The organism is Nocardia sp. GCM10030253 (assembly GCF_042675075.1).
Taxonomy (GTDB): Bacteria; Actinomycetota; Actinomycetes; order Mycobacteriales; family Mycobacteriaceae; genus Nocardia.
On the sequence record NZ_JBHTDL010000012.1, the window covers coordinates 539,591 to 564,496 of the forward strand.

Here is a 24,906-nt window from a genome sequence, read left to right on the forward strand (position 1 = left end):
CGGTGCCGACGAAGGGACTTCATGCGCAAGTTGGTGGCGCGCAGCGCCGCGGTCAGGGCAGCAACAATCGGATGCGCCGCGACCGTTTTCCTCGCTCCATTCTTCGGCACCACCTTCGCTTCGGCCACCCCGACGCAGCTGAGCGCCGAGAGCCTGCCCGCCGAACTGGTGCAGGCCATTTCGCGCGATCTGAAGATGACACCGGCGGAATATCTGGAACGTTCCGCCCGTGCCCAGCAGCTCAGCGACTACGCGCGCGACTTCCGATCCGAACGCCCCGACTCCTTCGCAGGCGCCTGGATCGGCACCGACGGCCGACCGTTCGTCGCGGTCACCTCGATGGACGCCGCCCGGATCGCCACGGCCGACGGCTACCAGACCCACCTCGCTCCGGTCTCCGCGAACGCCCTGGAAAACTCGATGATCCAGCTGAATCAGTGGATCAACACCCTGCCGCGTGAACTGTCCACCGCGATCAACTCGGTCGCCATCGACTTCCTCAACAGCCAACTGGTCCTCAGCGTCGCGAACACCCCGGCGGGCCACGTCCTGAACCTGCCGACGCTGGTCACCAATATCAAGGTCATCCTGTCGCCCGGCAGCGGCGGCCCGGTCGAGCGTCGCCCGATGGGCGGCGACACCTACATCAGCGCGCCCAGCTCGCTGCGCGATGCCGCGCTGCGCAGCGTCGATGTCTGCTCGTTCGGCTTCAACGGGGTGGACGCCGCGGGCAACGCGCTCAACATCAGCGCCGGCCACTGCGATCCGAATCTCGGCAAGGGCGATCAGCAGGCAGGGGTCTATCTGCCCAACGTCAAGGACATCCCGAGCAGCCCCGAGCTCGGCACGTTCATGCAGGCGAAACTGGGCGGCGAGACCGCACTGGACTACTCGGTGATCAAGTTGAACGAGCGCGCGGTCAAGGCGGGCATGGATCAGCCGTCGGTGCGCGGTTCCAACGGCACCACCCTGACCATCACCGGCACCGCCGATCCGGTGACCGGCGCTCCGGTCTGCAAATCCGGGCAGTCGTCCAGCTTCACCTGCGGGTTCGTCGTCTCCGATCGGGTCGAGACACAGCTGTTCACCGCGGAGGGCGTGAGCAAGACCGTGCGCGGCTTCGCCAGCTCGGCGTGCACCCTTGGCGGCGACAGCGGCGGCGCGATCGTCACCGGCACCCTCGCCCTCGGCATCACCAGCGGTTCCAACGCCGCCGAGGCGCCGAACTGCGACGAAGCGAACGTCGGTCTCGCCCAGTACGGCGGCACCGCCTCGCTCGGCATTCCGATCCGTGCGATCCTCGCCGATATCGACGCGTCCTCGGGTGGCGGACTCGGCAGCGGGGTCGAGTTGCGCACCAAGCAGAACGCCGGGTAGGCGTGCCACCGACGGCCCGCACCGGACTTCGCGTCGGTTATGTCCACATTGGCAAATCTGCACCCCGGGATAAGTAGGCATACCGGGCCGGAGCCCAATATAGTCTGGGCATGCTCCTGCCCCGTATAGGTCACTTCCGATCAGCTGCGCGACAGACCCGGGTCCGAAAATCAGTAATCGCCGCCTCGGCGGCGATTCTGCTGTTCGGTCCCACAGCGGCAGTAGCGACGGCACAACCCGACCCGAATGCTGGACTTTCTCCCGAGCTGGCAACCGCCGTGGCACGCGATCTGAAGATCTCGCCGGAGGAGTACCTGCGCCGCGCCGATCTCGCCCAGCAGGCCGCGGCCTTCGCCACCACGGCGCAGCGTCAGTACCCACAGGTCTTCGCCGGTTCGTGGCTCGACGACGCGGGCCGCGCGGTGGTTGCGCTCGCGCAGGGACCCGGCATCGACGAGGCAAGCAAGGCCGCCGATTCGGCCGGATTCGAAGTTCGCAACGTCGCCAAGAGCGAGGCCGCGCTGCGTGGTGAGAAGAGCGCGTTCGAACGGTGGCTCGACGGTCAGCCCGAGGCGGTGTCCGCGCTGGTGCGCGGCGCGGTGATCGACACGGTCAACAACAGCATCGCGGTGCGGGTCGACAAGGTCGGCCTGCCGATGCCGAGCTTCATCGATCCGGCGCGGGTCATCGTGATGGCTCCGCCGGTGGCGAGCGAGCCCGCGAACATCCCGCAGGCCGGCGAGATCGCCGGTCAGGTGCCGCGTGGCGCGCTGGCCGGTGGCGACGGCTTCGCCTCGATCGCAGGGCGGATGTCGCTGCGTTGCTCGTTCGGCTTCAACGGCACCGACCGGGCAGGCAACACCGTCAACATCACCGCGGGCCACTGCAACCCCGATCTGCCCTCCGCGGGCAGTGCCAATGCGGCGGGCGTTTTCGAGCTGCAGGGCGACCAGGCGGGCGCGCAGCTCGGCACGTACCAGAAGTCGGTGCTCGGCGCGCAGGACTACTCGATCGTGCGAATCAACGATCAGGCCAAGGATCGTTTCGAGAACAACGGCGTGCGGGTGCCGGGCCGGGGGCCCGTCCTGATCGACGGCGTCGCGACGCCGGTGGTCGGCGCGCCGGTCTGCAAGTCCGGGTCGCGTACCGGCTTCAGCTGCGGCGTTGTCAATGCCGTCGATCAGACCGTGCAGGTCGGCGACCGTGAACTCACCCAGAGCTTCTCGGCCAACATCTGCGCGCTGCCCGGCGACAGCGGCGGGCCGATCGTGACCGGCCGGATGGCACTCGGCATCTCCAGCGCGTCATCGGTTGCCGACTTCCCGATCTGCGAGATCCCCAATCTGATCGGCGCCCTCACCGGCAACGTGCCGCAGCTGTTCGCGCAGCCGGTCAGCGTGGTCCTCTCGGACAACCCGGGTCTGCGGATTCGCACCAACTGATCCACGAGTGCCCAAAAAGGCCGTCAGCGCTCCGCTGTCGGCCTTTTTGCTGTCATTACGCTGTTCCATAGCCCGCCCGAGGATGAATGCACTGTGAGCGTCCGCTAAGTTCCGGCATCCTGGATTGCATGTGTTTGGTTTTGATCGGCTGGCGTGCACACCCGGAGTACCGGTTGATCGTGGCGGCCAACCGCGACGAGTTCTACACCCGGCCGACCGAATCGATGAGGTGGTGGCCGGAGGTGGCGGGCCTGCTGGCCGGACGCGATCTGGGGGCCACCGGCAAGGCCGTGGGTGATCCGCCGGGCACCTGGCTCGGACTGACGCGAGAGGCGCAGGGCCGCAACCGCTTCGCCACGGTGACCAACGTGCGCAACCCGAAAGATGAACGCGTCGATGCCCGCTCGCGCGGGGCCCTATTGATGGACTTCCTGCGCGGTGCCGACGACCGACACCCGAACGGTGCTGTTTCGAGCGGCCCGCAAGCAGCCGCCAGCGGTGCTGTTTCGAGCGGCCCGCAAGCAGCCGCCAGCGGTGCTGTTTCGAGCGGCCCGCAAGCAGCCGCCAGCGGTGCTGTTTCGAGCGGCCTGCAAGCAGCCAATAGCGGCGAATTCCCCGGCCCCGAAAAGTACGTTCTGGACGTCGCTGCGGCACCGGACGACTACAACGGGTACAACTTGGTGGTCTCGGACCTCGAATCGCTCTGGTGGCATTCCAATCGCAGTGCGACCCCGCCGCGGGAGCTGACGCCGGGCTTCCACGGTCTGTCCAACGGCACATTTCTGGCCTCGGCGGCGCCGGGGCCCGCAGCGGCATTGGAAGCGCCCCAACCCATCTGGCCCAAAATGGGCGACGGCGTCCTGGGTCTGCGCGCCGTGGTCGAAACAGATCCGGGCAACCTCGACCGTTATTTCGAGGTGCTGGCCGACCGCACCCAGGCGCCGGATGATCAGTTGCCGCACACCGGGATTCCGCTGTCGCTGGAGCGGGCGGTGTCCGCCAGGTTCGTCGCGCACATGCTGCACGGCACGCGGGCCAGCACGGTGCTGCTGGTGCGCGAGGACGGATCGTTCGACATGGCCGAGCGATCCTTCGGCAGGTTCGGCAAGCGCACGGGGGCGGCTACGTTCAGTGGCACCGTGGAACTGCCGGACTGACCCTGAAAACGACGATCGGTCCGCTCCCAGAGGGGAACGGACCGATCGGTTACGAATTCCGAACGAGCCAGGCCGGACGGCCTGGCGAATTCGAATCAGTTTTCGGGTGCCGGTGCCGGCTGCGCAACCGGTGCCGGCTGCTCGGCGGGCTTGTCCGCGTACTTGCTGGTGCCGGGCGCGGCCTGCATGGTGTTGAGCAGGTCGATACCCACCGCGACCAGGGTAGGTCCACCAACGGCGATAGTGCCGAGGATGCCGCCGATACCGGCGCCGACGGTGAAGCCGGGCAGGCACCCGATCACGACACCGACGATGCAGCCGATAACGCCGCCGACGACGAAACCGAGTGCGGTACCGATGAAGCCGCCCACCGCGGTGGCGATGCCGAACTGGCTGGAGAACGCGTTCATCGCGCGCTGGTCCTCAGTCGGCGAGGCGATCGGCTTGGCCGAGACGGCCGGCTTGACCGCGAGCGGCTGCGAGATCGAGAGGTTCGCAGGCTTCTGCGGGGTGATCTCGAGGACGGTGTTGTCCTTCTTCAGCTCCGGCGTGACCGGAATATCCGTGCCCTCGATGTTGTAATCGAGCGGATACGAGATGACGGTTGCGCCCTTGTCGTCCTTGATGTCGACCAGGGTGGTCTTCGGGTCCTCGGGAGTGGCCCCCTCCTCCTCGCTCAGCGAGAAGGTTCCACCCTTGAGGGTCGCCACAACTACCTTGTCAACCAGCTTGACGGAGTAGCTGAGGGGCTGAGGCGCCGCAGGTGCGGGCTCAGCATGTGCGGTGCCGAGGCCGATAGTCATCGCACCGATGACCAACGCCGAAGCCGCAGTGGTTCTGCGGAGATTCATCCAGTTTTCCAATCCATCATCAGGTTGTTCCCGAACCGTCTCCATCACGCGAGAGCTCATTCAGCACAAGGCGGTCTGACCCCGACTCTCCCCGAGCAGTGTGAAGACAGGCACAGCAAACAGAACGACGTGAGCGTAATCGAACCGCCATCAAGATGCGAGATGCATTACTAACCCTGGGAACACAGAGGACTAAGCCTGTCCTTACCTGCAGGAACACATGGGCCGACGTTTACGGTGGTGGTCGGTACTAGACACCGTAGGATTGCTGGATTTTGTGTGATGTTGATCACGGCCGAATTTTGGGTCAAGCCCCTGCAAGATGGGGCGCCGCCCAGCTGGCGATCGTACGATGGACACCAGTTGTTACTGGCGAGTAACTTACTGGCGGTTAGGATACGAGCCAACCGGGGCGGCGCATTGCCGTCCTCGAAACCTCGTGTTGCCTCTAAAAGAAAGGTCGCGACATGAATGCCCTGACAGTGACGCTGGGCACGATTGGGGCGACGCTCAGCCTCCTGTGTTGGGCGTCGTTCTTCGGCGGCGTGCGGAATATCGTCCGCGCCATCATGATCGGCCAAGGCGCGCCGGACCGTTGGCGACCGTTCTTCCCCCGCTTCAAGCAGATGCTCGTGGAGTTCATCGCGCACACCCGCATGAACAAGTTCCGCACCGTCGGCTGGGCACACTGGCTGGTGATGGTCGGCTTCCTCGGCGGCTTCATGCTGTGGTTCGAGGCATACGGCCAGACCTTCGATCCGGAATTCCACTGGCCGATCATCGGCAACTGGGCGATCTACCACCTGTGGGACGAGATCCTCGGCATCGGCACCGTGGTCGGCATCTCGGCGTTGATCATCATCCGTCAGCTGAACCATCCCAGGGTGCCGGAGCGGCTTGCTCGCTTCACCGGCTCGAAGTTCGCGCCCGCGTATGTGATCGAAGCGATCGTGCTGCTCGAGGGTCTCGGCATGATCTTCGTGAAGGCGGGCAAGATCGCCGCCTACGGCCACTCGAATCCGGCCACCGACTTCTTCACCATGCAGGTGGCCAAGGTGCTGCCCGCGAACACCACCATGGTCGCGCTGTTCGCCTTCGTGAAGCTGATGTCCGGCATGGCGTTCCTGTACCTGGTCGGTCGCAACACCACGTGGGGTGTCGCGTGGCATCGGTTCTCGGCGTTCCCGAACATCTACTTCAAGCGTGAAGACGACGGCGGCGTCGCGCTCGGTGCGGCCAAGCCGATGATGTCGAAGGGGCAACCGGTCGACATGGAGTCGGCGGATCCGGACAACGACACCTTCGGTGCCGGGCGGATCGAGGACTTCTCGTGGAAGGGTTGGCTGGACTTCACCACCTGCACCGAGTGTGGCCGCTGCCAGTCCCAGTGCCCGGCATGGAATACCGGTAAACCGCTGTCGCCGAAGCTGTTGATCATGTCGCTGCGTGACCACGGCTACGCGAAGGCCCCCTACCTGTTGGCCGGTGGCCGCAAGGACATGGGTGGCGACGAGGTCGGTCTGGTCGACGGCGAGGGCAACCCGAACGAAACCGCGCTGGCGAAGATTTCCGAGGCGGCGAAGGCGGAGGCCGAACGTCCGCTGGTCGGGGATATCGAAGCAGGCGGCATCATCGATCCGGAGGTGCTGTGGTCGTGCACCACCTGTGGTGCGTGTGTCGAGCAGTGCCCTGTCGATATCGAGCACGTCGATCACATCATCGATATGCGCCGCTACCAGGTGCTGATCGAGTCGGAGTTCCCCTCCGAGCTGGCCGGGTTGTTCAAGAACCTGGAGAACAAGGGCAACCCGTGGGGTCAGAACTCCAAGGACCGGCTCAACTGGATCAACGAGATGGACTTCCAGATCCCGGTCTTCGGTAAGGACGCCGACAGCTTCGACGGCTACGAGTACCTGTTCTGGGTCGGCTGCGCTGGCGCCTACGAGGACAGGGCGAAGAAGACCACCAAGGCTGTCGCCGAACTCCTGGCCACGGCCGGGGTGAAGTTCATGGTGCTCGGCGCCGAGGAGACCTGCACCGGTGACTCCGCGCGCCGCGCGGGCAACGAGTTCCTGTTCCAGCAGCTCGCCGCACAGAACATCGAGGTGCTGAACTCCGTCTTCGACGGCGTGGAACAAAGCCGCAAGAAGATCGTCGTCACCTGCGCGCACTGCTTCAACGCGCTGAACAATGAGTACCCCCAGGTCGGCGGCAATTACGAAGTCGTGCACCACACCCAGCTGCTGAACCGGCTGGTGCGGTCCAAGCAGCTGATTCCGGTCGCGTCGGTGTCGCAGAACGTCACCTATCACGACCCCTGCTACCTGGGCCGCCACAACAAGGTCTACGACGCACCCCGTGAGCTGATGGAAGCCTCCGGCTCCACCCTCATCGAAATGCCCCGGCACGGCGAACGCTCCATGTGCTGTGGTGCCGGTGGCGCCCGCATGTGGATGGAAGAACAACTCGGCAAGCGCATCAACATCGACCGCGTCGACGAAGCGCTGGCGACTTCTCCCGCGAAGATCGCGACCGGTTGCCCGTTCTGCCGGGTCATGCTGACCGACGGTGTGACCGCCCGGCAGGAACAGGGCCAGGGTGAAGGCGTCGAGGTCGTCGACGTCGCCCAGCTCATGCTCGATGCCATCGACCGTGTCGATGCCTCGAAACTGACCGAGAACCTCACCGTTGTGCAAGAGCCGAAAGCCCCTGCCGTCGAAGAGGTCCCCGAAGCCGAGCCCGAACCCGCACCCGTCGCCGAAACCATCGCACCGGCCAAGGCCGCGCCTGCGGGCGGCGGCCTGGCGATGAAGGGTCCGGCGAAGGCTCCGGGCGGCTTGGGCATGAAGGGTGCCGCCAAGGCGCCCGGCGGCGGCCTCGGCATGAAGGGCGCGGCAAAGGCACCCGGCGCCAAGGCATCCGCCGAAGCACCGGTCGAGGCGGCCACCGCGGCTCCCGCCGCACCGGCCAAGGGTCTGGCGATGAAGGGCCCCGCCAAGGCACCGGGCGGCAAGGGCTTGGCCATGAAGGGCGCGGCGAAAGCTCCCGGCGCCAAGGCCGAACCGACCCCCACCGCCGAAGCCGCACCCGCGGCCGAGGCGCCGGCGGCCGCGCCGGTCAAGGGTCTGGCGATGAAGGGCGGCGGCAAGGCCCCCGGCCTCGCCATGAAGGGCGCAGCCAAGGCACCGGGCGCAAAAGCACCGGCAACACCGGCCCCCACCGAGGCCACCCCGGCCACGGAAAAGGCCGCCGCCGAACCGGCTTCGGCCCCCGCCGAAGCCAAGCCATCCGTCCCGGCCAAGGGCCTCGCCATGAAGTCCGGCCTCAAGCGCCCCGGCCCCAAGGCCCCCGGCGCAGCAGCCCCCGCTGCCCCGGCCCCTGCCGAGGAAGCACCGGCAGCGGACTCAGCTCCGGAACCCGATCAGCCGACCAACGGCACGACCGGCAACGGCACCCCCGAAGCCACTCCCCCGTCCGCCAAGCCCGGCGGCCTCGGCTTCAAGTCCGGCGCCAAGGCCCCCGGCCGCAAGAACTGACCGGCACCACCTGAACACGATCGGCCCGGGTACGCATCGCGAACCCGGGCCGATCTATTTGTGGGCGCAGATCGCCGCGACAGCCGAGATTCACGGGGCGACAGTCCTTCATGTAGACAACGACTATCAAACGATCGCGGCGATTACCGATCAGCCGCATCACCGTCTGAAGACCAGGTGACCGGCCCGCGCTTCAGGCCAACCAATCATCCAGGTCGGGCAGTTCGGTTGCGACTTTGCCGGTGAACTCGGGTGGGCGCTTCTGGAGGAAGGACATGACGCCCTCGCGGAGGTCGGCGCTGGAGAAGGCGTAGGAGATCAGGCGGGCGTCGAGGGTGAAGACGTCTTCGGGAGTCTTGTCGCCGGACATCGCGACCAGGCCGCGGCGGATTGCCGCGACCGATACCGGCGCGACCTGTGTGGCGAGTTCGTTGGCCAGGGATTGCGCGGCGGTGAGCAGGTCTTCCGGGGCGTGCAGGCTGGTGACCAGGCCCGCGGCCAGTGCTTCTTCGGCGCCGAAGACTCGGCCGGTGATCATCCATTCCTTGGCGCGGGCCAGACCGACGATGCGAGGCAGGAACCAGAGGGAGCCGCCTTCGGGGAAGAGACCTCGGCGGGCGAAGACGAAACCGAAGCGGGAATCCTGTGCGGCGAGACGGAAGTCGGCCGCGAGGGTCATGGAGAGACCGACACCGACGGCGGCGCCCTGCATGGCGACGATGACGGGTTTGTTCAGGTTGGTCATCGGGCGCACCACCCGGGTGGACCACTCGACCCAGTCCGGTGCGGTGACGTCCTCGTCGGAGGCGCCTGCGGTCAGGTCCATGCCGACGCAGAAATCCTTACCCGCGGCGGCGAATACGACGGCGCGGACCGCGTCGTCGCGATCGGCGGTGGTGAAGGCGGCACCGAGTTCATCGGCCATCTCGGTGGTGAAACCGTTGCGGGCCTCGGGGCGGTTGAGCGTGATCGTCGCGACGGCATCGGTGACGCTGTAGATGATGGTGTTGTAGGACAATTCGACTCCTGAGGATTTTCGAGCGACCTGCAAGCAGTCGCTGGCGGGTAGGGTCAGCGCGTGCCGGACGCAGCGGTAACGAGCAGTTCGACCATGGCCGTTGCCTTGTCGGATCGGGGTGGGTCGCCGGTAATGACGTCGCTCCAGACGAAAGCCTCACCGATGCGGACGATGGCGTAGGCGAGATCGCGTATCTCGATGCGAGGATCGAGATCGGGCAGGTCGGTCAAGCGCGATGCCGCCCAGTCGATCATCCGGCTTTGCACAACGGTGTAGCCGGAAGTCAGCACGCGCAGACCGTATTCGGGGTCGTCGGCAACGAATCGCGAGAGCGGCTCGAAGGTGCGCACGGTGTCGGCGAGCCTGCCGAAGTTGCGGACGAAACGGTCGACGGGACCGCCGTACCCGCGTGCCTCGACACGCGCGATCGCGTCGGCGATGATCCGCCAGACCACCTCGCCGATCACCACTTCCCTACTGCCCCACCAGCGGTAGAGGGTCGCGCGTCCGATGCCGAGCTCGCGGGCGAGTTGCTGCATGTCGATGCGACGGCCGTCCAGAAACCACCGATGCGCCAGGTCGATGACGTCCTCGCGCGTCGGCTTCGACCGGGCAGCGGCCGGTTCCGCGTCGAGCCGCACCGAATCCGCCCCGCCGCGGGACACGGTTATGGCCTCGTGAGCGCGGCGTACCGGGCCAGATGCTGTTCGCTGGAGCCGAATTCGCTTTCGATCACGGTCAGCCGCTTGAAGTAGTGGCCGATCGCGAGTTCCTCGGTCATGCCCATGGCACCGTGCAGCTGAACCGCGTTCTGGCCGATGAACCGTGCCGCACGACCGACGGTGACCTTGGCCGCCGAGACCGACCGCGCACGGTCGGCAGCGGGAGCGCCGAGTGAATAGACCGCGAGATACACCGCGGCAATGGCCTGTTCCAGTTCCATGTACATGTCGACCATGCGGTGCTGCAGCGCTTGGAAACTACCGATCGGCACACCGAATTGCTGGCGCTGTTTGGCGTATTCGACAGTGTCCGCGAGGACTTTTCGCATGCAGCCGACGCCCTCCGACGCGATGGCCACTGTCGCTTCGTCCACGGTCGCTTCGATGGCGTCCCAGGCGTCGCCTTCGGCACCGAGCAGCGCGTCATCCGGCAGGCGCAAGCCGGTGAAGGTGATGTCGGCGCCGACCCGGTCATCGATCGTCCGGTAGGAGTGCACCTCGACACCGGCGGGCGGATCGGCCGCGTCGAACTCCGTAAGCAACAGCGACACACCGGCTTTGTCGCGCCGGTCGCCCGACGTGCGGGCGGTGATGAGCAGATGGGTCGCCAGCGGTGCGCTGGTCACGACGGTCTTCGCACCATCGATGACCCACGCGTCACCCTCCCTGCGTGCGGTGGTCGACACGTCGTGGAAGGTCGGGCCCGAGGTCGGTTCCAGCGCGGCGAACGCGGTGCGGGCATCGCCGGACACGATCTGCCGCAACACTTCCTCGGCCCGCTCGCCGCCGCAGCGATCCAGCAGACCGGCGCCGACGACGACCGTATCGACGTACGGTTCGACGACCAGCGCACGGCCGAGTTCCTCGGTGATCACCATCAGCTCGATCGGGCCGCCGCCCATACCGTCGACCCGCTCGGGCAGCGTTGCGCCGAGGATCCCGAGTTCTTCGGCGAAGCCGCGCCAGATGGCAGGCTGCCAGCCCGCATCCGACTTGGCGGCGCCGCGACTCTTCTCCAGTCCGTAGCGCGCACCGAGAAACCCGGCGATCGCGTCGCGGAGAAGTTCCTGCTCTTCGGTGAGAGTGAAGTCCATCAGAGCCCCAATGCTGCCTTGGCGAGGATGTTTCGCTGAATTTCGTTGCTGCCCGCGTAGATCGAGCCTGCCCGGTCGTTGAAGTAGCGCAGCGGCGCGACGGCCTGCCAGTCCTCGCCGCTGTGGTAACCATCTGCGGGCGGGGTGAATTCGGCGATCGGACCGCCGGGCTTGGTGGCGTGTGGCTGATAGACGCGCCCGCGCGGGCCCGCCGCCTCGAGCGCGAGCTCGGTGATCCGCTGGCTCAGCTCGGTGCCGAGCACCTTGAGCATCGATGAGGCGGTCCCTGGGTTCTTGCCCTGCGCCATCGCGGAAAGCGTTCGATATTCCAGGATCTCGAGCACTTCGGTGCGAATCCGCGCGTCGGCCAGCTTGGCCGAGAACGCCGGGTCGTCGATCAGCGGATTGCCGTCCGGTCCCGGCTGATTCACCGCGGCGTCGGCCACGTCCTTGGCCATCACCTGCAGCCACGGCGACGCCGCGCCGCCCCGCTCGTGCACGAGCAGGTACTTCGCCACGGTCCAGCCGTTGTCGATCTGCCCGAGCACATTGCGCTTCGGCACCCTGACGTTGTCGAAGAAGACCTGGTTCTGCACCTCTTCACCGGAGGTCATCACCAGCGGCCGCACCTCGATACCGGGCGTGGTCATATCGATCAACAGGAACGTGATGCCCTGCTGCTTCTTTCCCGCGCGGGAGGTGCGCACCAGGCAGAAGATCCAATTCGCCTCGGTCGCATGCGTAGTCCAGATCTTGCTGCCGGTGCACAGGAAATCTTCCCCGTCATCGACCGCGGCCATCGTTAGCGACGCCAGGTCCGAACCCGCCTCCGGCTCCGAATACCCTTGGCAGAAGAAGATTTCGCCGGTCAGGATGCGCGGCAGATAGAACGACTGCTGTTCCGGCGTGCCGAAGGCGACGATCGCGGGCGCCACCATCCGGATCCCCATCGGCGACAGCGCGGGCGCACCGGCCAGCGTCGCCTCCCTACTGAAGATGTAGTGCTGGGTCAAGCTCCAGTCGCACCCGCCGTGCTCGACCGGCCAAGCCGGCGCCGCCCACCCACGCTCGTGCAGGATGTGCTGCCACTCCATGCTCGCCTCGTGGTCCGGATAGACACTCGTCGCCAGGCGCCCGGCCCGGCGCAGCTCGGGCGTCAACTTCGCGTCGAGGAAGTCCCTGACCTCGTCGCGAAAGGCCAAATCCGCCGCTGACCAGTCGTAATCCATCTGCCCTCCCAGAGGGTGCGCGTCATTGCATCGGTGCGAGCCGTCGGCCCGCACGAGACACAATGTACGTCTGTCTCACCCCTGAAATCAAACTGACGCCACCCGCCCGCAGTTATCTCGTCTACGGCGGGGGTTGAGGTACCGCATGGTCAGCACGGTTCGAAGAAGGCTTTGAGATAGCCGGCCGATTGGTAGATGTAGTTGTAGGCCCAGCGGGGGATTGACAGCTGGGGGCGGGGGTCTACGAGGAGGAGTTCGCCGTCCCAGCACTTTTCGAGGATGTAGCGGGATCGGGAAATGTGAGGGGTGAAGGTTATGACGATCACTCGGTGCCAGTTCTCGGCTCGGGCCAGCTCGGCGAGTTCGCGTGCCTCGCCTCGGGTGGTGCGCGGGGAGGGGTCGAAACAGATGACTTCGAAGCTGTAGCCGCCGTGACAAATTCGATTGATCATCGGGCTGGATTCGTAGGGGTCGGAGAAAAGGACGCGCGGGGCGTAGCCTTCGTTGGCCAGACGCAGGGCCAATTGTTCGCGGCCGTCGTGGGCGCCGCCGAGGACGAGGATGGCGTCGGCTTGCGCGGGCTGGCCGGTGCGGGGGTGGACGTACACGGGCCAGAGCGCGGCGACGAAGACGGCGATGGCCACGGCGAGGACCGATAGGAGCCGAGCTACTCGGTGGCGGCGCACCATGTCGATGGTAGCTGGGGTGTCGCGGGCCAGGAGTTCGCAGGTCAGCATGGGTGTTTGGGATTCATGTCGCCACATGTACATCTGCTGTTGCCACGACTCTTGCCTCGGTGACGCGGTGTGGCCATTGGCGGGGCCTATCAATCGATTATGCGATGCACAGTCTTCGGAACCGGGTACCTCGGGGCCACGCACGCAGCGTGCATGGCCGAACTCGGGCATGACGTGATCGGGGTGGACGTCGACCCTGGCAAGGTCGCGAAGCTGTCCGATGGGGTCGTGCCATTCTATGAGCCGGGTCTGGAGGAGGTGCTGCGGCGAAACCTCGATGCGGGCAGGTTGCGGTTCACCACCTCCTACGCGGAGGCGGCCGCGCACGCGGAAATGCACTTCCTCGGCGTCGGCACGCCGCAGAAGAAGGGCGAGTACGCCGCCGACCTGAAATACGTTCATGCCGTGGTCGATACGCTCGCGCCGATGCTGGAGCGTCCCTCGGTGATCGTCGGAAAGTCCACGGTGCCGGTCGGGACCGCAGCGGCACTCGGCGCGCGGGCTCGCGCGCTGACGCACACCGAGGTAGAGGTGGCCTGGAATCCGGAGTTCCTGCGCGAGGGCTTCGCGGTGAAGGACACGCTACGCCCGGATCGACTAGTGCTCGGAGTGGACAACGAGCGCGACGCCGCGATCTGGGTCGAAGACCTGGTTCGGGAAATCTACGCCGATCTGATCGCGGCCGATGTGCCATTCCTGCTGACCGATCTGGCCACCGCCGAGCTGGTCAAGGTGTCGGCGAATGCCTTTCTCGCGACGAAGATTTCGTTCATCAACGCGGTTTCGGAAGTCTGCGAGGCGACCGGAGCGGATGTGACGATGCTCGCCGACGCGCTAGGCTACGACGCCCGCATCGGCCGCCGATTCCTCAATGCCGGACTGGGTTTCGGCGGCGGCTGCCTGCCGAAGGACATCCGCGCGTTCATGGCCCGCTCCGGTGAGCTCGGCGCCAACCATGCCGTTGCCTTCCTCCGCGAGGTCGACAACATCAATATGCGCCGCCGCACCAAGATGGTGGATATGGCCACGCGAGCTTGCGGCGGTTCGCTGCTCGGCGCCAATGTGGCGGTGCTCGGTGCGGCGTTCAAACCCGAATCCGATGACGTGCGCGACTCCCCGGCATTGAACGTGGCCGGAATGATCCAGCTGCACGGCGCGGTGGTCACGGTGTACGACCCTAAGGCGCTGGAGAATTCGCGCCGTGTGTTTCCCACCCTGAACTACGCGACATCTGTCGCGGAGGCGTGCGAGCGCGCCGATGTGGTGCTGGTGCTCACCGAATGGGACGAGTTCGTCGCGTTGCGCCCGCAGGACCTGGATCCGGTGGTACGAAGCCGCTCGATCATCGACGGCAGGAACTGTCTCAATCGTGCCACCTGGAGAGCCGCCGGATGGGTGTACGCCGGACTCGGCACACCGTAGAGTTGCCTGGCGAGGCGGGGGCGACTGCTGGACTATTAGTCCTGCCTTAGGCATTGCCCATCGTCGGCGGTATTGTCCGTGAGCGGGCTATCCACCGGCGGGCGGCGCAAGGGCTCGCATGTCGTGGAGTGTGAAACGAGATGGGTAGCTGATGAGTTCGGTTCTGGGAGTTTCGGTGGGGGCCGGCGCCGTCCGTATGGCGCGGCCACACGCCGCGAACCCTCACGGACACGTCGCGCCTCATTCGTTCGACCTGCAGACCATCCCGGTCGGCGAGCACCAGGTAGAGGAGCTGGCCGCCGAGGCGATCGGCGTGACGCTGGAGGCCACGCCCGGTATCGAGGCCACCGCGATCGCCTACCGCAGCGAGCAGCACGCCAGGGCGATCCGCGCATCGATGGCCCGCCAGCAGCTCACCAATTACGAACTCGTGCCGGAGATCATCGCGGCGATCGAGTTCGCCCAGTCCACCGGGGATATCCGCGGCATCTCCTCGCTGGTGGTCTACGACCTCGGCAGCTCTGGGCTTTCGGTGAGCGTCGTCGACGCCCAGACCCGTGAGGTCCGCCACAGCGAACGCACCAGCGATATCAGTGGCGACTACCTCGATTCGCTGATCCGCGAACAGCAGATCGCGTCGGGACGGATCGCGCACCCGCCGGATCCGGCGGGCCTCGCCGCGTTGGACGCGCTATGCCGCGAGGCCAAGGAACAGCTATCCACCAACACCGCTGTCGCCCTGCCGAGCGAACAGGGCCTGGTGCTGCTGGCGCAGGAGAACTTCGAAGCGCTGATCATGCTGGCGATCGAATCGTCGGCGCGGATGGCACGCGATGTGATCGTGCGGTCCGATCGTCCGGTGCACGGCGTGCTCCTGATCGGTGGCTGCGCGCGAATTCCGCTGATCGCCAAGGTGCTCGAGCGGTGGATGGGCGTACCGGTCATCGTGCCCGACAGCCCGGAGACGGTGGTCACCCGCGGCGCGGCACTGCTTGCCCGGCCCGTCCGGCCGGTCCGCCCTGCCGCTGCCCCCGGCGCGATGATGTTGGATGACGACGAGCTGTCGCCCGCCTGGCTATCGGCTCCACCCAAGCGTGGTCGCAAGCGGGAGATAAACGGCGCCGTCCTGACCGTCAGCGCGCTGGCCGTCGTCGCCGCGATCGGTCTCGGACTCGGTTACGGACCGCAAGTACTCGAACGCGATTCCCAGACCAGCGAACGCTCCACTTCGGTCGCACCGACCAGCGCGCCGCGCACAACCACTCTCGACCCGCAGATCGCGGTCGCCCCCGGCACGACGACGGAGACCGAGGAATCGGTCGCCGCACCGCCACCACGACGGCAGACCACGACGACTCCGCCTCCGACGACGCCGGGCCCGAATACGATTGTCGTGCCAGGGCTTCCGCCGATCGTGGTGCCGACGATCCCACCCGAGGTCTTCCCGTTCCCGCCACCGCGGTAGCAGGCCAGGCCCGATCGGATCAGGGCACGACTCACCCCTTCGAATGCCTCGCATGCCGTGCCGGCGCGGACGGTTTCTGCTTGCCGCCGAACGGACGCGCGAGCATGACCGCGATGAAGGTCGTCAGCGGAACCGACAGCGCGAGCGCGATGCCGCCGACCGCGGAGCGGGTGATTTCGATGGCCACCGCGTCACCGGTCAGCACATCGCGGATGGAGCGGCCCGCGACGCTGAACAGCAACAGCAACGGCAGCGCACCACCGGCGTAGGCGAGCACCAGGGTGTAGACGGTGCTGGCGATGTGATCTCGGCCCACCCGCATGGCGGCGGCGAAAACCTCTCGGCGCGAGGCCGATTCGTCGAGGGAGGCCAGCTCGAACGCGGCCGAGGCCTGGGTGATGGTGACATCGTTGAGCACACCGAGCGAGCCGATGATGAAGCCGGCCAACAACAGTCCGGTAATGCTGACGTGCTGAATGTAGGTGGCGACGTTGGTGTTCTGTTCCTCAGACAGCCCGGTCAGCTGCGTCATCTCGATGACAACCCAGGACAGCACCGCGGCAAGCACCATCGATGTCAGCGTGCCGAGCAGCGCTGAGCTGGTCCGCAGGTTCACCCCGTGCGCGAGATACAGCACGGCATAGAGAATCAGCGCCCCCGAGACGAGCGCGACCGGGATCGCGGGTTTTCCGTCCAGCAGCGCGGGTAGTAGGAACATCACCAGCACAGCGAAGGCGAACACCAGCCCGAGCAGCGCCCGCAGCCCGCGCCAGCGCGCCACCACGATGATCACCACCACGAAGGCGAGCACGATCAGCGTCAGCGGCAGCCCGCGCGAGTAGTCCTCGAAGGAGTACATCGGCGTGCCGTTCGGATCGGTCTGCCGGACTACTCGGATGTGGTCACCGGCGCGCAAGTCGGGTTGCCCTGGGCCCGGCGCGATTTCGAACAGCGTGCGATTGCCCTTGTGCGGCCCGGAGTCGATGGTGATCAGGCTGCGCTGACAGGTATAGGCGGCGGTGCGTGGCGGTTCGGGCTTGTCGACGAAGACCTTGCCGATCGAGGGGCTGCCGCACGCGCCGACGTCCTGCAGAATCACCGTCCCGGCCTCGGTCTGCACCGCGCCCCCGCCCGCGTTCTGCATCGGCAGCGGGATGTCGACGTGCTGACGGCTCGGCCACAGCACGATCGCGGCGATCACCACCAGTACGCCGATGGCGGCGAGTAGCCCGATCACCACGCGCGCGGCGTTGGCGCCGATCGCGATGGGTTCGGAATGATCGTGGTGGTGATGATGGTCGGTCATGAAACCGCCGTGCGCTGTGTCGTCGGTGCGCTCACTTACCGGGCTCCTGCCTGTCGGACGTGTCCGGTGCCGAGCTTAAAGGATTTCATTTTCAAGTTCGGCACGGCGGAGGCGAAGCGCCGATCGACGCGGAATCCGAAGCGGAGAAAGTTGGAGGGGGCGGCGGAGAGCAGGGGGATGTCTCCGCCGCCCGCGAGCTGGCGCCCAGGGGGGTAGGCAGCCGAACTCGAGGTCGGATCGTCCAGGGGGGGTAGACAACCCGACCAGACACTCGAAAGTGCCAAGAGCCACTGTACACAAAAGGTCTTCTTTTGCGCTAGCTAGTCTTGAAAACTCGCAAATATCCATACGGTGAGTCTGTTTTTGGTCCGGAAGCGGGGCGGTTTTGTTGCCCCGAACACGCTGGACCCCTAATGAGGGTTACTGACGGTAGTTGGACAGGAAGTTGCCGAAGCGCTCGATGGCGACCGCCAGATCCCGTGCCCATGGCAATGTGACGATCCGCAAGTGATCATGATTCGGCCAGTTGAAACCGGTGCCCTGCACCATCAGGATCTTCTCCTGGAGCAACAGGTCCAGGATCAACTTCGAATCATCGCGGATCTCATAGACGTTCGGGTCCAGCCGCGGGAACGCATACAGCGCGCCCTTCGGCTTCACACACGAGACGCCGGGGATCATATTCAGCCGCTCCCACGCGACGTCGCGCTGCTCTAGCAGCCGCCCGCCGGGCAGGATCAAATCCTCGATGCTCTGATGCCCGCCGAGCGCCACCTGAATCGCATGCTGCGCAGGCACATTCGGGCACAGCCTGGTCGAGGCGAGCAGGTCGATGCCCTCCAGGAATCCCGCGGCATGCTCCTTCGGCCCGGTGATCGCCAGCCAGCCCGACCGGTAGCCCGCGACCCGATAGGCCTTGGACAAGCCGTTGAACGTCAGGCACAGCAGGTCGGGCGCGAGCGTCGCCAGTGAAATGTGCTTGGCATCGTCGTAGAGGATCTTGTCGTAGATCTCGTCGGCGAGCAGCAACAGCCGATGCTTGCGCGCGATATCGACGAGCTGCTGCAGGACCTCGGCGGAATACACCGCGCCGGTCGGGTTGTTCGGGTTGATCACCAGCAGAGCCTTGGTCTTCTCGGTGATCTTCGACTCGATATCGGCGACATCGGGTTGCCAGCCGTTGGACTCGTCGCAGAGATAGTGCACCGGGGTGCCGCCTGCCAGGCTGGTCATCGCCGTCCACAGCGGATAGTCGGGGGCCGGGATGAGCACCTCGTCGCCATTGTCGAGCAGGGCCTGCATGGTGATGGTGATCAGCTCGGAGACACCGTTGCCGAGATATACATCGTCGACATCGAGCTCGGGGAAGCCCGCGACCAGCTCATAGCGGGTGACGATGGCGCGCCTGGCCGAAAGGATGCCCTTCGATTCCGAATAGCCCTGGGCGTAGGGCAGCGCGGCGATGATGTCGCGCATGATCACATCGGGAGCCTCGAACCCGAACGGGGCGGGATTGCCGATATTGAGTTTGAGAATCCGATGCCCCTCGGCCTCCAGCCGTGCCGCATGCGCGTGTACCGGTCCACGAATCTCATAGAGAACGTCCTGCAACTTCGTCGATTGCTCCAGGACGCGCGGCGGGTGATGCGGTAGATGACTCGGGCTCACCCGTCCAATGGTGCCATCCCGCCGCAAGCGGTTATCGGCCTCATCGCACTCGGGAGACCTGTGCCACCATCACCACGGCAAAAGCAGGGACGCAGGCGAAACCCGTGGTCGCGGGCTCAGGTCGACGAATTGCCCGGCGGAATCCCCTTGGCGGCGGTGACGCCGCAGAATTCCTCGATTCGCTCGTCGAGGAACCGCGCCTCCACCGCGTTGCGGAAGGCGGGTCCTGCGATGCGCTGCCGCACTCCGGTGAGCCGCTCCTCCAACTGGGCGATGCGCTTGTCCTCGGCCAGATCGAGCACCGGATGCAGGGCATCGGCCGCACCGTCCAGGCTGCCGTTGATCAGGTGCGCGGCGGCGCTGTCCACCCGTGCCAGGGATTCGGCGCCGTAGGAACGTTGCTCCGACGGACCGTTCGAATACAACTCGATGGTCCGCTCGGTGGCCGCCAATGCGGGAGCCGCCTGGCCGAGATGGATATAGGTGGCTCCCGCGTAATAGCTGGCTTTCGCGTCGTTGAAGCCGAATACGCCGCCGACCTCGTCGTGCAGGGTGTCGGTCTCGGTGACCTCGCGCGCATCGTCCGCGGCTCGGATGCACCGATCGGTGTCGGAGTCACTGCCGAGGCGAGACCAGATCCTGGCCTCGATATTGAGTAGTCGCACCTTGGCGGTGGCCGACTCGGCGAACTCCTGCCCGCTCTGCGCGAGCAGCACCGCGCGACGCGGCCGCTCCGACCAGTATTCGATGAGCGCATGCATGCCGCGGGTCCAAGCGCGTAACCCGTTGTGGCCGCACAGCTCCGCGTAGGCCCAGGCGGCTCTGGCCTGTTCACCGGCCGCGTCGTAGTAGCCGAGGTCGGTACTCGCGTTGGCGAGCAACCCAGAGAGGGTGCCCGCCAACAGATATAGATGACTGGTGTCGGCGGGCCGCTGATGGCCCTCCAGCAGCCGGTATACCCGGCGTCGCACCCGCAGCATCTCCACCATCATCGGAACCGGCGGAATGCGCACATATTCGTTCGCGATGCGCGTGACATCGGCGTCGAGCTGTTCCAAGGTGGTTGCACCCACATTGGTGCTCTCGGCCTGGCCGGCGTGCTCGCTGGCCTCATGGGCAGCCGCCATGATCAGGTCCCTCTCCGAAATCGCTGCTAACGCATCACCTCTCATCGCACCGGCGTCTATGAGAGCCAACAGATCCGCGTCGCTCGAATAACTGGCGTGCGCCGCGGCACCGGCAGGCACTTCGAATCCAGGCGCGGAAGACCGATCAACCATGGGTTGATCGATCAGCGCCACAAACCGTGCCCGCACGACATCGTCGGACCTGGCCAGGGAGGTGTCGAGAGCGGCTTGATTGATCGGACGTGGATGAACCCGGGCGCCGCCGGCCTCCCACTTCGATACCAGGCGTTCGTGCACACCCAGATGTGCCGCGAACTCCCGAATACTCATCCGCTTGGCATCGCGAAGGGCGCGGGCCTCCTTACCTGACCACTGCCGGACCACGATGTCATCCCTTCGAACGAACTTCTTCCCAGGGTACGAGTGGTTTGTGAGTTCGACCACAAACTAAAGCAATTCGCTATCGGCGCGGTCGGACGCAGTCCGTGCCCAATCCGGCGCTCGGCCCGAGCGAAGCCGAGGTCGCCGCCTGACAAGAGGCAGCGGAGTGGCAGTGGAAAGCGGGCGCGCGGGCAATACCGGATCGCCGCCGTCGACGGGACCCTTGAAGCAGGAGGCAAGGAGTTGGCCGTGAACGTGGACAGACTCAGGACAGTCGACGATTGGGTGGCCTACTACCGGCACGAGTTCGGGCTACCGGTCAGCGAGCGAGGCGGGTTCGTGATGCTGCCGATCACCGGTCGAGTGTGCGTCGTACATCTGCCGACCGCAAGGGCCGAAAAGGTCAGGGCGGCATTGGAACAGCAGGGGACGAGGGGCCCCATGCTGGCCAGGCAGATCCGATGGAGCTTCCTTGCCGAGCCGGACAGCCGGCCGGGGACACAGGTATTGGAGGTACTGAACCGTCTCGACATAGGTATACCTGCCATCGGCAGTGCCGTGATGTTGCCGACCGGACTCGGCCGGTGGACCCGGGAAGGGTGCTTCTGGGTCAGCCCGCCGAATCGGGGCGACACGCTTCCACCGCTCTCCGTCGTCATCACGACGGCGCTCGCGGTGGGAGCGGGCGGCGGGGATTGATTCTGCGTCATCGATCCCCGCTGCCGCTCGGCGCCGAACCGAGCCGGGCCCACCCCTATTTCCTGGCAGTCGACAGGGGTGGACCCGGTCCGGGGCCGTACGGTCACCGCACAACCGATCTCGGGGTTGATCGATTGTGCGGTGCACGGCAATTCGAGCTGGACGAGCGCGCCGAAAAGCTAGTTCGCTGGACGAGCGCGCCGAAAAGCTAGTTCGGCAGTGGGAAGTTCAGATAGGACTTCGACGGCGTCGGACCACGCTGCCCCTGATACTTCGACCCGGTGCTCGCGCTGCCATACGGATGCTCGGCCGGGCTGGTCAGCCGGAGCAGGCACAACTGACCGATCTTCATACCGGGCCACAGCGTGATCGGCAGGTTCGCCACATTCGACAGTTCGAGGGTGATGTGGCCACTGAATCCCGGGTCGATGAAGCCCGCCGTCGAATGCGTCAACAGGCCGAGCCTGCCGAGGCTCGACTTGCCTTCCAAACGTCCGGCCAGATCATCCGGCAGCGTGCACACCTCCAACGTGGAGCCGAGCACGAACTCGCCGGGATGCAGCACGAACGGCTCGCCCTCGGTGGGCTCGACCAGGCTGGTCAGCTCGTCCTGACGCTGCGCGGGATCGATGTGGGTGTAGCGAGTGTTGTCGAAGACCCGGAACATTCGATCCAATCGCACGTCGATACTCGACGGCTGGATCAGAGTTTCCACGAGCGGCTCGACGCCGAGACGCCCAGCGGCGATCTCCGCACGGATGTCACGATCGGAAAGCAGCACGCGAGGAAGACTACAGCGCGTCTTTCAACCGGCGAGGTCGGCCGACACCGTCCTCCTCGGACGTCCTCCACTCACCTCAGTGGTAATTAGTGATGCAGGGTGTCGGCTCGGTAGCGGGCAGCGGTCCACGGCGGTGCACCCGCGGTCGGCACGAACGTCACACTGATGACATCCTTGCCCGCGGTGACCCTGCGCGGCAGCGGGTAGGTGTCGTCGAGCCACTGCCGAACAGGGTTCTGCCGTGGTTGCAGCCAGGTTCCGACCGGCTCGCCGTCGACCAGCACCGCCGCGGATTGGTAGCCGATCGCCTGGTCGGAGGTGCGGCGCAACAGCACTCCGATATTGTCCGGACGAATCGGGAGCCGCACAGTGATCGGATGTCGGGTCGCGAGGACGTGGGCGGAAATGCCGATGTCGTCCAGGTCGCCCTCGTACCTGCCGGTCAGCGGATACTCGGTTGATTCGGGCTCGGCCGAGTCGACCGGGTCGGGCACGTCGACGTCGTCACCGCGCGCCATGGTTTCGGTCGTGGTCTGCGTGTAAAGGAATGCGACGGAACCATATTCGGCCTGTTCCTCGTTCTCCGTTCCGTGCTCGATGCCGAAGCGCAGGCCGGATCGGTAGTCCACCGCTTCGGCGAGCATCAGTCGGTAGGCGCTCGCGCAATAGTCCGGGCACCGATCGTCGGTGGTGCGGACGCTCGGCTGGCCGGTGAGGGGCAGGCTGTAGCGGGTGCCGTGGCGGAAAAACCAGCCGCCCTCGTAGAAGTCCTCCGTGCCGGTGCCATACAGCTGAGGTGACGACGAGTCGTCGATATAGACGCGCTCATCGCGAATGGCGCACCGAGCAGGCCGTCGACTACCGACCGCAGCGGCGCATCGACAACGGTGCTGCCGTCCAGCTCGATCCTGATGTTCCCCAGCGCCGTGACATCACCCCCGTCCCTGGTGAACCAGATCGAATCGATCTCCCCCGGCCCACGGTCCTCCGCCACCACACACCCGGCTCCCCCGTCGCGCAGGCAGCCGCCGTCACCATCGCCGTTGCCGCCGCCCCGATCGAAACTGGAGTACTGCAACGTCTGCACCCCGGCACTCAGATACGGCAACCGGTCCAGCCGCCGATAGGCATCCCAACCCACCGCGAAGTTCGGGACCTGCGGTTCCGCGTGCACCGTCCCAGCGGATATCGCCGCGACCGCACCGAGCAGCACCGCACCCGACAGCCGAACCCACAGCCGCACCCGCAAGCCCCAGCCAGGCACCACGAAGGAGCCCTACGCCAACGGCTCGAACAAGGACGTCGTCATTCGCCTATTCAATCCGGATCCCCCAGCACCGTTCCCGCCTTACCGGCAGGGTGGCGGATATCGGGCGTGTCGACCCCGCACCTGCCCGAAGGTCGAGGGACTTCCCTCCTGGGGCTCGGCGGGCAACGTATTCTCGAGTGGCAGTGCCTCATGAGAGAGAAACCCACCATCGGTTGTTAATCCAGGAGGTCAACGTGCAAATCAAGGACAAGATCACCACCGGCACCTTCGGCATCGAACTGGGCGAGTTCCTGGTGGAGACGCCACAGGCCGTGTCAGGTCTCAGAATTGGGCAGGACGCCATCGAGATCGAGCAGGCCACACCCGACGGACAGCTCGTGCCTCGCAAGGTGCCGGGCTGCAAGCAGAGCGGTGAGGTGACCGTCACCCGGGGTATGGATGCGAGCGCCCAGTTCACCGACTGGATCAGTAAGACGTTGATGAGCCGTCACGTGGACTCGGCAAGGCGGAACATCACCATCACCGCGTTGGACCACCAAAAAAAGCCCGTCCGGCGGATTGTCCTGTTCGACTGCTGGGCAACCAGTTGGACAGGACCTGCGCTCGATGCCCACAGCGCCGGGCCGGCGAGCGAGCAAGTCACCATCGTCTTCGACGACATAAGTGTCGAGTAGCACCGTCCGGTCAGCGTAGGCAGATCGAGCGCAGCGGCAACTGTCGTTGCCTGCGTCGCCGCAGGTCTTACCTGGACCAGCCTTGACGACGCAGGCGAGCGGACGGTCGGCGGCTCACAGCCGCCGACCGCTCCGAGGTCGAGGTCCTGATGACAGGTGCGACCTGGGGCAGACACGCCAGGATCTTTGAGCTATCCCACATCGGATCACACTGTGTAACAGCGCATTCGACTGAATCCGGCTGAAAATAGTGAGTAAATAAGCACTTTCGAAAGCGTTCACGAATATTTTGACGAGGAGGGCACAAGTCCCCAGCCTGCGAGGTCGGCAGGCCGGGGACTTGCTGACTCGAGGTAGCGGTTAGGGGGCCTCACATCTCGCCGAGCTGTAGCGGGACCGCCCCGGCGTGGCCCGCTAGATCACGAGGCAAGAACTTCCCGCGTTGATCCCGGTGCCGACCGTATGGACGACAGTTTTGGCATCCCCGTTCTGGGTGACCAGGATGGTGTGCGTCCCAGCCGTCGCCGGAATCCATGTGGCCACGTGCGTCTTCGGGCTCGGACTCCCCTCCGTCGCGGCGAACCAGACGCCGTTGTCATAGAAATCCATGCCCGCACCGGTGTTGCCGTTCGCCACCACCTGGTAGCCACAGCCCGTCCCGAACCCATTGCTGAGCCCACCCCCAGCGATCACGACTCGAACCCCGATCTCGGCCGACGCCTGCGGCGCGTTCAAGACCAAACCGGCGGCGGCCAGCGCGACCCCGACCGAAACAGAGTTCCGAAGATTTCTCATCGAGTACCGACTCCTCACATTGCACCAGGTGAACTCAGCCATGCTGCCAGACAACAACTCCCGGCTCTATCCGTCAGATGCCCCTATTGCCCGGCACCACGCCCCGCCGACGGGTGACACTTTGCCTAATCAGGCTTCCGGGACAGGCTGCGGAT

20 protein-coding genes are annotated in these 24,906 nt (G+C 65.8%); 8 read left to right on the plus strand and 12 right to left on the minus strand.

The window, feature by feature from the left end:
• Positions 1-21: 21 nt before the first annotated feature.
• The 3 genes from ACFQZZ_RS28825 to ACFQZZ_RS28835 all read left to right on the plus strand — a co-directional run bounded on the left by ACFQZZ_RS28825 (position 22) and on the right by ACFQZZ_RS28835 (position 3,976).
• Positions 22-1,377, plus strand: a complete 1,356-nt coding sequence (locus ACFQZZ_RS28825; protein WP_378686963.1) for a S1 family peptidase — start codon at positions 22-24, stop codon at positions 1,375-1,377.
• 110 nt (positions 1,378-1,487) lie between these two features.
• The gene (locus ACFQZZ_RS28830) at positions 1,488-2,819 is read left to right on the plus strand and encodes a S1 family peptidase (protein ID WP_378686965.1); all 1,332 of its coding nucleotides are present in this window, start codon (positions 1,488-1,490) and stop codon (positions 2,817-2,819) included.
• A gap of 128 nt (positions 2,820-2,947) precedes the next feature.
• Positions 2,948-3,976, plus strand: a complete 1,029-nt coding sequence (locus ACFQZZ_RS28835; RefSeq protein WP_378686967.1) for an NRDE family protein — start codon at positions 2,948-2,950, stop codon at positions 3,974-3,976.
• Between the two features lie 95 nt (positions 3,977-4,071).
• Here ACFQZZ_RS28835 and ACFQZZ_RS28840 read toward each other — a convergent pair whose 3' ends face one another.
• Positions 4,072-4,827, minus strand: a complete 756-nt coding sequence (locus ACFQZZ_RS28840) for a hypothetical protein (RefSeq protein ID WP_378686968.1) — start codon at positions 4,825-4,827, stop codon at positions 4,072-4,074.
• A 467-nt stretch (positions 4,828-5,294) separates the two neighbouring features.
• On the opposite strand from ACFQZZ_RS28840, the gene ACFQZZ_RS28845 reads away from it, so the two are divergent.
• Complete coding sequence (locus ACFQZZ_RS28845) at positions 5,295-8,363, plus strand: (Fe-S)-binding protein (protein WP_378686970.1); 3,069 nt, start codon at positions 5,295-5,297, stop codon at positions 8,361-8,363.
• Positions 8,364-8,556: 193 nt separating this feature from the next.
• On the opposite strand, the gene ACFQZZ_RS28850 is transcribed toward ACFQZZ_RS28845, so the two are convergent.
• The 5 genes from ACFQZZ_RS28850 to ACFQZZ_RS28870 all read right to left on the minus strand — a co-directional run bounded on the left by ACFQZZ_RS28850 (position 8,557) and on the right by ACFQZZ_RS28870 (position 13,070).
• Positions 8,557-9,381: an enoyl-CoA hydratase-related protein gene (locus tag ACFQZZ_RS28850; RefSeq protein WP_378686972.1), complete on the minus strand. Its 825-nt coding sequence runs from the start codon at positions 9,379-9,381 to the stop codon at positions 8,557-8,559.
• A gap of 53 nt (positions 9,382-9,434) precedes the next feature.
• Positions 9,435-10,046 (minus strand): QsdR family transcriptional regulator, encoded by a 612-nt coding sequence (locus tag ACFQZZ_RS28855; RefSeq protein ID WP_378686973.1) that lies wholly within the window; start codon positions 10,044-10,046, stop codon positions 9,435-9,437.
• A gap of 2 nt (positions 10,047-10,048) precedes the next feature.
• Entirely contained in the window at positions 10,049-11,197 is a 1,149-nt protein-coding gene (locus ACFQZZ_RS28860; RefSeq protein ID WP_378686974.1) for an acyl-CoA dehydrogenase family protein, read from the minus strand.
• Positions 11,197-12,426 (minus strand): acyl-CoA dehydrogenase family protein, encoded by a 1,230-nt coding sequence (locus ACFQZZ_RS28865; RefSeq protein ID WP_378686976.1) that lies wholly within the window; start codon positions 12,424-12,426, stop codon positions 11,197-11,199. The genes ACFQZZ_RS28860 and ACFQZZ_RS28865 overlap by 1 nt, the downstream gene beginning before the upstream one ends.
• 149 nt (positions 12,427-12,575) lie before the next feature.
• On the minus strand, positions 12,576-13,070 hold the full coding sequence (locus tag ACFQZZ_RS28870; protein ID WP_378686977.1) for a YdcF family protein: 495 nt from the start codon (positions 13,068-13,070) through the stop codon (positions 12,576-12,578).
• Positions 13,071-13,262: 192 nt separating this feature from the next.
• Here ACFQZZ_RS28870 and ACFQZZ_RS28875 point away from each other — a divergent pair, with 192 nt between their 5' ends.
• Together ACFQZZ_RS28875 and ACFQZZ_RS28880 are read left to right on the plus strand one after the other, a co-directional pair.
• Positions 13,263-14,585, plus strand: coding sequence for a UDP-glucose dehydrogenase family protein (locus ACFQZZ_RS28875; RefSeq protein ID WP_378686979.1), 1,323 nt, complete (start codon positions 13,263-13,265; stop codon positions 14,583-14,585).
• A gap of 151 nt (positions 14,586-14,736) precedes the next feature.
• A complete protein-coding gene (locus ACFQZZ_RS28880; RefSeq protein WP_378686980.1) occupies positions 14,737-16,050 on the plus strand; it encodes an Hsp70 family protein in 1,314 nt (437 codons plus the stop codon).
• A 31-nt stretch (positions 16,051-16,081) separates the two neighbouring features.
• Here the strand turns inward: ACFQZZ_RS28880 and ACFQZZ_RS28885 are convergent, their stop codons facing one another.
• The 3 genes from ACFQZZ_RS28885 to ACFQZZ_RS28895 form a co-directional block, all read right to left on the minus strand.
• Positions 16,082-17,356 (minus strand): YibE/F family protein, encoded by a 1,275-nt coding sequence (locus ACFQZZ_RS28885; protein ID WP_378686982.1) that lies wholly within the window; start codon positions 17,354-17,356, stop codon positions 16,082-16,084.
• A 420-nt stretch (positions 17,357-17,776) separates the two neighbouring features.
• Positions 17,777-19,033, minus strand: a complete 1,257-nt coding sequence (locus tag ACFQZZ_RS28890) for a pyridoxal phosphate-dependent aminotransferase (protein ID WP_378687167.1) — start codon at positions 19,031-19,033, stop codon at positions 17,777-17,779.
• Positions 19,034-19,140: 107 nt separating this feature from the next.
• Positions 19,141-20,481 (minus strand): helix-turn-helix domain-containing protein, encoded by a 1,341-nt coding sequence (locus tag ACFQZZ_RS28895; protein ID WP_378686983.1) that lies wholly within the window; start codon positions 20,479-20,481, stop codon positions 19,141-19,143.
• A gap of 300 nt (positions 20,482-20,781) precedes the next feature.
• Here ACFQZZ_RS28895 and ACFQZZ_RS28900 point away from each other — a divergent pair, with 300 nt between their 5' ends.
• Entirely contained in the window at positions 20,782-21,231 is a 450-nt protein-coding gene (locus tag ACFQZZ_RS28900) for a hypothetical protein (protein ID WP_378686984.1), read from the plus strand.
• Positions 21,232-21,439: 208 nt separating this feature from the next.
• Here the strand turns inward: ACFQZZ_RS28900 and dcd are convergent, their stop codons facing one another.
• Together dcd and ACFQZZ_RS28910 are read right to left on the minus strand one after the other, a co-directional pair.
• Positions 21,440-22,012: a dCTP deaminase gene (gene dcd, locus ACFQZZ_RS28905; protein WP_378686986.1), complete on the minus strand. Its 573-nt coding sequence runs from the start codon at positions 22,010-22,012 to the stop codon at positions 21,440-21,442.
• A gap of 86 nt (positions 22,013-22,098) precedes the next feature.
• The gene (locus tag ACFQZZ_RS28910) at positions 22,099-22,848 is read right to left on the minus strand and encodes a DUF2961 domain-containing protein (RefSeq protein ID WP_378687169.1); all 750 of its coding nucleotides are present in this window, start codon (positions 22,846-22,848) and stop codon (positions 22,099-22,101) included.
• A gap of 667 nt (positions 22,849-23,515) precedes the next feature.
• Here ACFQZZ_RS28910 and ACFQZZ_RS28915 point away from each other — a divergent pair.
• Entirely contained in the window at positions 23,516-23,956 is a 441-nt protein-coding gene (locus ACFQZZ_RS28915; RefSeq protein WP_378686987.1) for a phage tail protein, read from the plus strand.
• Positions 23,957-24,370: 414 nt separating this feature from the next.
• Here ACFQZZ_RS28915 and ACFQZZ_RS28920 read toward each other — a convergent pair whose 3' ends face one another.
• Positions 24,371-24,751, minus strand: coding sequence for a hypothetical protein (locus ACFQZZ_RS28920; protein ID WP_378686989.1), 381 nt, complete (start codon positions 24,749-24,751; stop codon positions 24,371-24,373).
• Positions 24,752-24,906: the final 155 nt, after the last annotated feature.